The 4,335-nt window shown below is 72.5% G+C and carries 4 protein-coding genes; all 4 read right to left on the bottom strand.

Annotated features, from left to right (window positions below):
- Positions 1-13: 13 nt before the first annotated feature.
- Positions 14-784 (bottom strand): ParA family protein, encoded by a 771-nt coding sequence (locus B8460_RS17140; protein WP_241771222.1) that lies wholly within the window; start codon positions 782-784, stop codon positions 14-16.
- A 25-nt stretch (positions 785-809) separates the two neighbouring features.
- Complete coding sequence (gene rsmG / locus B8460_RS17135) at positions 810-1,409, bottom strand: 16S rRNA (guanine(527)-N(7))-methyltransferase RsmG (RefSeq protein WP_241771221.1); 600 nt, start codon at positions 1,407-1,409, stop codon at positions 810-812.
- 51 nt (positions 1,410-1,460) lie between these two features.
- On the bottom strand, positions 1,461-3,116 hold the full coding sequence (locus B8460_RS17130; RefSeq protein ID WP_084623835.1) for a class I adenylate-forming enzyme family protein: 1,656 nt from the start codon (positions 3,114-3,116) through the stop codon (positions 1,461-1,463).
- A gap of 71 nt (positions 3,117-3,187) precedes the next feature.
- A partial coding sequence (locus tag B8460_RS17125; protein WP_048862832.1) for an efflux transporter outer membrane subunit occupies positions 3,188-4,335 on the bottom strand: 1,148 nt, incomplete at its 5' end.

The raw sequence follows: 4,335 nt of genomic DNA, 5'->3' as shown, positions 1-4,335 counted from the left end.
GGGGTGCGCGCGGTCATGCGCCGGCCCGCTCGCGCCGCAGCAGCTCGCCGGCGAGGCGCACATAGGCCTGCGCGCCCGGCGAGCGAAAATCGTAGAGCAGCACGGGCTTGCCGTGGCTCGGCGCCTCGGAGATGCGGATGTTGCGCGGGATCACCGTCTCGTACACGTCGTCACCAAAGAAGCTCCGGGCATCGGCGGCCACCAGTTCGGACAGGTTGTTGCGCCGATCGTACATCGTCAGCACGATCCCGTGCAGGCGCAGGCGCGGGTTGAGGCCGGCCCGCACGCGCTCGATCGTCTGCGTCAGATGGGTCAGGCCCTCCAGCGCGAAGAATTCGCATTGCAGCGGCACCAGCACGCTGTCGGCGCAGACCAGCGCGTTGAGGGTCAGCAGCCCGAGACTGGGCGGGCAGTCCAGAAGCACGTAACGGTCCGAGGGCGCGTCCAGCAGCGGCGCCAGGGCGAGGCGGAGGCGCCGCTCGCGCTCCGGCATGTCAACCAGCTCGACCTCGGCCCCGGCGAGGTCCGGCTCGGCCGGGATGATCGACAGGCCGGGAATGCCGGTCGGCCGGATCGCCTCGTGCAGGCTCGCCGGATCGTGCAGCAGCGCGTAGGTGCCGGGCGCCCGGCCGGTGCGCGGCAGCCCGAGCCCGGTGGAGGCGTTACCCTGCGGATCGGCGTCGATCAGCAGCACCTCGCGGTCGGCCGCGGCGAGCGCGGTTGCCAGATTGACGGCCGTAGTCGTCTTGCCGACCCCGCCCTTCTGGTTGGCGATCGCGATGATGCGCGGACGCTGCGTCGCGGCGCCGTCAGGACGTCGCGTGCCGCTCGGGAGTGGATGGCTCGACACGGCGCAGCTCGCTCAGTCGGAGGATGGTCGCCTCCCGCGCCGTGCGGCTCGGGAAGGCGTCGACCCGCATGTGCCACCCGCGTCGCGCGTTCGTCAATTCGGCGGACGCCTGCGCCCCCTTGGGCAGCAGCAGCACGCCGCCGGCGGCCAAGTGCGGCACGGCGAGGGCAAGCAGGTCCGGCAGCGGCGCGAGCGCGCGCGCGGTGATCAGGGTCGCGCCGAGCGGGGCAAGGTCCGCGATGCGGGCGCAGGCGACGCGGGCGGGTGCGCCGGTGACACGTACCGCCTCGGCCAGAAAGGCGGCCTTTCGACGGTCGGCTTCCACCAGGGTGAAGGAGCGGCCGGTCGCGAGCGCCAGAACGAGGCCGGGAAAACCGGCCCCCGAACCGAGATCCGCGGCGCCGCCGGCGCCCGCGGGACACAGCGGCGCCAGTTGCAGGCTGTCATCGATATGACGCTGCCAGATCGACGCGATGGTGGACGGTCCGATCAGGTTGATGCGCGCGTTCCAGCGCAGCAACAGGGCGGCATAGGCGTCCAGCCGCGCGCGCAGTTCCACTGGGATGGCTTCACGTGAAGCGCCTCCGTCGTCCGGCTTCACGTGAATCGCTCAGGCCCTGGCGAGCCGTTCGCGCAGCGCCGCCTTGAGGATTTTTCCGTTGGCGTTGCGCGGCAAAGGCGCCGCATCGATCGTCACCGTCTCGGGCACCTTGTAGTCGGCCAGCAGCCCGGCACAGTGCGCGCGCACGGCGTCGCCGTCGAGCACGCATCCGGGCGCCGGCACGACGAAGGCATGCACACGTTCGCCGAGCACCGGATCGGGCCGCCCCACGATCGCGCATTCCTGCACCCCGGCCAGCGCGCTGAGCACGCCTTCGACCTCCGCGCTGAAGATCTTGTACCCCGCGCGGTTGATCATGTCCTTGCGCCGGTCGAACAGCCGGACGAAGCCGCCGGAATCCATCGAGCCGATATCGCCCGACCGCCAGAAACCGTTGGCGAACTCGGCCCGGTTCGCCTCGGGGCGGTTCCAGTACCCCGGGACCACCATGGGACCCGCGATCCACAATTCGCCGGCTGTCCCGGGGGGCACCGGCTGTCCGTCCTCATCCAGGACGCGCAGTTCGCCGCACGGGACCACCTGTCCCACGCTGTCCATCTGGTCCCGCCAGCAGGACCGCGGCATGATGGTCGCCGGCGACGTCGTCTCCGTGGCGCCATAGGCGTTGAGCAGCTGCAGCGCGGGGAGCGCCTCGGCCATGCGGGCGATGGTCGCGACCGGCATCGGCGCGCCGCCGAAGCCGCCGACCCGCCACGCCGACAGGTCGTGGCGGGGGAGGTCCGGATGCATGGCGCAAAGCGTGTAGATCGCCGGCACCAGGATCGTGAAGCTGACCCGCGCCTCCGCCAGCAGCGCGAGGAACGCGTCCGTCTTGTATGGCGCGTGCATCAGCGCGACGCAGCCGCCGACCGCGAGGGTCGTAAGCGCGACGCCGACCAGCCCGGTCACGTGCGCCAGCGGGACCGCCACCAGCCCCCGATCCGCATCGTCGAGCGCGAAGCAGCGGGCGAAGCTCAGGGCCGAGTGCACGAGGCCCAGATGCGTCAGGCACGCCCCCTTCGGCCGGCCGGTTGTGCCCGACGTATACAGGAGCACCGCCGTCGCCTCCTCGTCAGCCGGGACCGCGGCGCGTTCGGCGCCGCTCCCGTCCATAAGGGCGGCAAACGGCGTCGCGCCGGCGACTTCGCCGCGGGTCGCTACTAGCAGCGGGGCGGCGGCGAGCATGGCCGGGGGCGGGACCGCATCGGCATAGGCGGCCTCGAACACCAGGATCTTGGCGCCGCAGTCGTCCAGCAGGAAGGCAAGCTCGGCCATGCGCTGGCGCGTGCCGATCGGCACCACGATGGCACCGAGCCGCGCGCACGCGAACAGCAGCGCCAGGAACTCCCAGCAATTGCCCAGCAACAGCGCCACGCGGTCGCCGGCGGCGATGCCCCGGGCGGCAAGGCCGGCGGCGAGCCGCGCCGCGCGGGCGTCGAGCTCGCCGTAGCTCAGCGTAAGTGGTCCTTCGGCGATGGCGGCCCGGGCGGGATCGCGCGCGACCTGCGCCGCCAGCATCGCCGCCAGGGAGAGTGGTCGTTCGGGAAAGCACCGCATGCGCCGGCCGAAATGCGTCTCCATGCGCGGCACGCCGCCGAGCCGCTCGGCGGCCCAGAACCGGTCCTGCGGGCGCGCCGCGTCCTGCGGTCCGTCCGTCGCTGCCATGCCTTGTCCCTTTTCCCTCGGTGGCCCGTTGCCCGGTGGCGGCGCCCCGCGGTCCGGCCGCGGCGGGCGCATCAGTGCGCGGCGGAGAGCAGCTCGGGGGGCGGGCTGCCGCCCATCGCCACGAGGAGCTGCGCCGTATCCCGCAGCCGCTGCGCCTGCGCCTGGATGAACCCGAGCAGGGCGTGTTGATACTGCCGCTGCACGTCGAGCAGGTCCAGCAGGCCGCTGGCGCCGCGCGCGTAGCTGTAACGCTGCAGGGCCACGGCCTGCGCGGCGGTGTCGACCGCCCGTTTCTGCGCCGCGACCAAGTCGGCGTCGTGGACGAGTGCCTGCAGCAGGTCGGCCACCTGACGGAAGGCGTCCAGCACCGTCTGCTGATAGTCGGCCGCTGCCGCCCGGAAGCCGGCCAGCGCGGCCTGGCGCTCGCTCTCGCGCATCCCGCCGTCGAACACCGGCTGGGCGAGGCCCGCCGCGATGCTCCAGATCAGCGTCGACGGGTTGAAGAGCTGGCCCGGCTGCAGGGCCGCGCTGCTGATGCCGGCCGAGAGGGTCACGGCCGGATAAAGCTGCGCCGTCGCGATGCCGATCTGCGCGCTCGCCGCGTGCAGGTTGGCTTCGGCCGCGAGGATGTCGGGCCGCTGATGCACGAGCCGGGACGGCAGGCTGACGCCCAGCCCGGGCGGAAGCGTCAGGTCCGTCAGCCGCAGTCCCGGCGGCACAAAGGCCGCCGGCGCGCGTCCGAGCAGCACCGCGAGCGCGTGCCGGGCGACACTCGCCTCCTGATCGAGCGTCGGACGCAGCGTCTCGTCGGCGGCCAGCTGGCTCTGCGTCAGGATCACGTCGCTGTCCGGCACGCTGCCGGCCGCCCGCGCCGTGGCGACGAGCGCCACGTTCTGCCGGTCCAGCGCCACGATGTCGTCGGCGGCGCGGATGCGCGCCTCGGCCGAGGCCAAGTCGATGGCCTCCAGGACGGTGTTGCCGGACAGGGTCAGGGTAGCGGCATCGAGTTCATGGGCCCGCAGCTCCGCGAGCGCCGCGTCCTTTTCGATCTGCCGGCGCGTGGCGCCGAACAGGTCGAGCGCATAGCTCACGGTCGGGCCGACCTGATAGAGATTGAAGTTGGGCGGCAGCGGAAAGGCGCTCGGCGACAGGCCGAAGGTGGTGGGGCTCAGCTTCTCGCGCGCCACGCTCGCGTTGAGCCCGACCTGCGGGAACAGCG

The sequence above is a fragment of the Acidisphaera rubrifaciens HS-AP3 genome (genome assembly GCF_000964365.1).
GTDB classification, from domain to species: Bacteria; Pseudomonadota; Alphaproteobacteria; order Acetobacterales; family Acetobacteraceae; genus Acidisphaera; species Acidisphaera rubrifaciens.
The sequence above is the reverse complement of the archived record's forward strand: the minus strand, read 5'-3'. Positions and strand labels throughout refer to the sequence as shown.

What these genes read in the sequence shown, in the direction of transcription:
- B8460_RS17130 (WP_084623835.1), bottom strand. Translation starts at nt 3,116, where the DNA reads ATGGCAGCGACGGACGGACCGCAGGACGCGGCGCGCCCGCAGGACCGG.